The organism is Alicyclobacillus contaminans DSM 17975, assembly GCF_000429525.1.
Taxonomy (GTDB): domain Bacteria; phylum Bacillota; class Bacilli; order Alicyclobacillales; family Alicyclobacillaceae; genus Alicyclobacillus_A; species Alicyclobacillus_A contaminans.
The window spans coordinates 1-2,698 of the sequence record NZ_AUCA01000090.1 but is presented as its reverse complement, the minus strand read 5'-3'; the positions used below and the strand labels follow the sequence as shown (position 1 = coordinate 2,698).

Genomic DNA, 2,698 nt, shown 5'->3' with positions numbered 1-2,698 from the left:
CCTACCTCCAGCTGAATTTAACAAACAGCATTACGCGACCGGACTACAACCAAGTCGCCTCGTGAAAGTCTAAGGAAACACTAGAAAACAGGAGCTATGTCCAATCTACGGGGGCTAATCCGCAACCACTTTCGTCCATAACACCTTGACGTTCCCACCGTCATATTGAATCGCCAAGATTACGAAGCGCCAATCAGTGGGGGCTACTGGCTTGTTGGTTCGTGCTATAAACCTTGCCGTCGCTTGGGTGCCGTTAACCACATTGAACCAGTTGTTTGGGACACCTTGGGTTGAAATCGGCTGTAAGTCAAGTGATTTTAATGCAGGGTTTTCAACGTTCAGATTGAACCAGCCGCCATAAGCAAAGTTGTTGGCATTGTCGGTTTCCAGGTCAACAACTGAAGCAGTTTTATCGGTCACGATCAGGAACACTTCACAGTTCTTTTTATTATAGTCTTGATTCCACTTGGAGACGTGGACATTAAACTGGGCTTGATATTGCTCCTTAGGAGCCGTCAGGAAGGGCGAACGGTTGTCCAGGGAAAACGACACCGTGTAGTCATTTGACTTCGGCGCAGGTCTGGAGCCAATGGAGCACCCCGTGAGCGCAAGGGAACAAACCATGGATACAGTCCAAATTCTCCTCATCATGACCCCCAATCTTCCTCCTCTCAAACGCGATAGTTATCGTTGCCCTCCAATGAAATCCTTGATTGTATCCTCGAACTTGAATATCTCCAGGATGTCATAGTTGCGTCGAGAGATATTGATCGCGTACTCAGGCTTACTCTTTTGCCCTGGTTTGTCATAATCCCTGTCCACAAAAACTTCGTCGTTCGGAACTTCCCATGCCTGCGTCGGGATTAAGAAGATGTCGGGGAGTTTGCCAGATTCAAATATCAGCAGGGTGAGATACAAATTCTTGTTTGTAATGTCGAACTTGCTTTTCGGCGTAAATACATATCCCTTTCCTCGCAGTGATTTTACCTGAATCTCGCAGAACCGTCCATTTTTGTCCCTGACAATGAAATCAACACCATGGTCATCAACTTCAGGTGTATAAACCTCCAACCCATATGACGCGAACTCCATTTTAGCGAATTATTCAGCGTATCTACCCAGCTGAAGAGGGGACAGGTTGTTCCAGTTCGTGTTTGGCATGATGACACCTCGTTTGTCAGTGGATAGCCACATTATACGCTATCGAGGAAGAGAATGGGGGCGCTTCGCGAAACGACGTAGGGCATAGGTTTTAGTTTGTAACGCCTACTGGACATTCCTTACTGTGAAACATGACTCAATCGGCCTGCCCGCCCCTGTGCATCGGATGGCATGGGGAAGGAAACGGAAATGATTCAATGGATGTAAACATTTTTGTATCAGTTTACAGAAACATTATGTGTTCCATTTCCGATTGCGTATTGCCTTAAACAAAAAGGGGACTCACATCGGAGTCCCTCTAACGTATGAGTCAGGTACGAATCCACTGATATGGCTGTTTCCGCAATTTAAAATTTCAGTGACACGCGGTGTTACAATATACCGTGTTTCAATATTTATGCAGCTTGAATGGGATGTTCTTATTGTGTATTAGCCTCCTGTAGTTCAACAATTTCTGGTGACAATTCCTTCGGTTTCGGTGTAGTATGTGAAAAACGGTATTTGAAATAATTTGTGGGGCGGGTATTTGTGATGCCTAAGACGGTTCTCTTGGTTTCTTATTTTGCTCCGCCACTGATTAACGCTGAATCAATATTGGTGTGGAAGACGTTGGGCGAAATGTCTTCCCACTTCCAGATGAAAGTTCTAACTACGACTTTAGCAGACAATTCAAGAGTCGACCCTCACATGACACTACCGTCGAATATTCAAGTCTTTAGAACACCAACGTTCAAACCTACAAACCATTTCTTCAGAAAGCTGACCGACAAAGCACTGGGGATAGTATCAGATGAGGAATATCTTTGGGCGTACTTCGGACGACTTGAATCTGTTGATTACGATGTGATCTACAGTCGTTCTCACCCAGGGGCAAGTCATATTTTTGCTCACAAACTGAAACAACAGACTCAAAAGCCTTGGGTTGCACAATTTAGCGATCCATGGACGAGAAATCCGTATCACACGAATCATACCTTCATCCGTAAAGCATTTGATGCCCATTGGGAGGAACAAGTAGTCCGCCATGCCGATTTCTTGGTTTTCCCAACGGAAGAAATCTTGGACCTATACGACCATGCGTACACGACTCTTAACATAAGGGGCAAATCAACCATATTACCGCACCACTATGTTCCCGAGCTCTACAGTCAAGACACGCATGAAAAGACCATCGACACATCGTCTACCGTTTCCTTTGCATATTTTGGCGACTTTTACGGGGGGCGCTCGCCAGAGCCATTTATCAAGGCATTAGAACATATTGCTCGTACGACTCCAACTCTCCTGAATCATGTAAAGGTCAGTTTTTATGGCAACATTGAATCCAAATTTGCTGGCATGGTTGATAAGTCACCCGTGACGATTACCCGCAGTAGAGTAACGTACTTCGAAAGTCTCAACCTGATGACAAAGAGCGATGTTCTCTTGTTGATCGATGCTCCTTCCAAGACTGGTATCAATCCTTTTTTGGCATCTAAGCTTGTGGACTATTTAGGAGCAGGGAAGAGAATTTTAGGTATAACGGATGAGAAAGGAA

The 2,698-nt window shown here is 45.1% G+C and carries 3 protein-coding genes; 1 reads left to right on the top strand and 2 read right to left on the bottom strand.

Annotated features, from left to right (window positions below; genetic code table 11):
• Positions 1-114: 114 nt before the first annotated feature.
• A complete protein-coding gene (locus G463_RS0117150; protein ID WP_026976106.1) occupies positions 115-651 on the bottom strand; it encodes a hypothetical protein in 537 nt (178 codons plus the stop codon).
• A 33-nt stretch (positions 652-684) separates the two neighbouring features.
• Positions 685-1,071: a DUF4365 domain-containing protein gene (locus tag G463_RS0117145; protein WP_245575947.1), complete on the bottom strand. Its 387-nt coding sequence runs from the start codon at positions 1,069-1,071 to the stop codon at positions 685-687.
• Positions 1,072-1,692: 621 nt separating this feature from the next.
• Between G463_RS0117145 and G463_RS0117140 the strand changes: the two genes are divergently transcribed.
• Positions 1,693-2,698, top strand: a 1,006-nt coding sequence (locus G463_RS0117140; RefSeq protein WP_035488008.1) for a glycosyltransferase family protein, incomplete at its 3' end; no start/stop codon positions are given.

Bases quoted from the DNA above. Each gene is read 5' to 3' on its own strand.
- G463_RS0117150 (WP_026976106.1), bottom strand. From the start codon at position 651: ATGATGAGGAGAATTTGGACTGTATCCATGGTTTGTTCCCTTGCGCTC.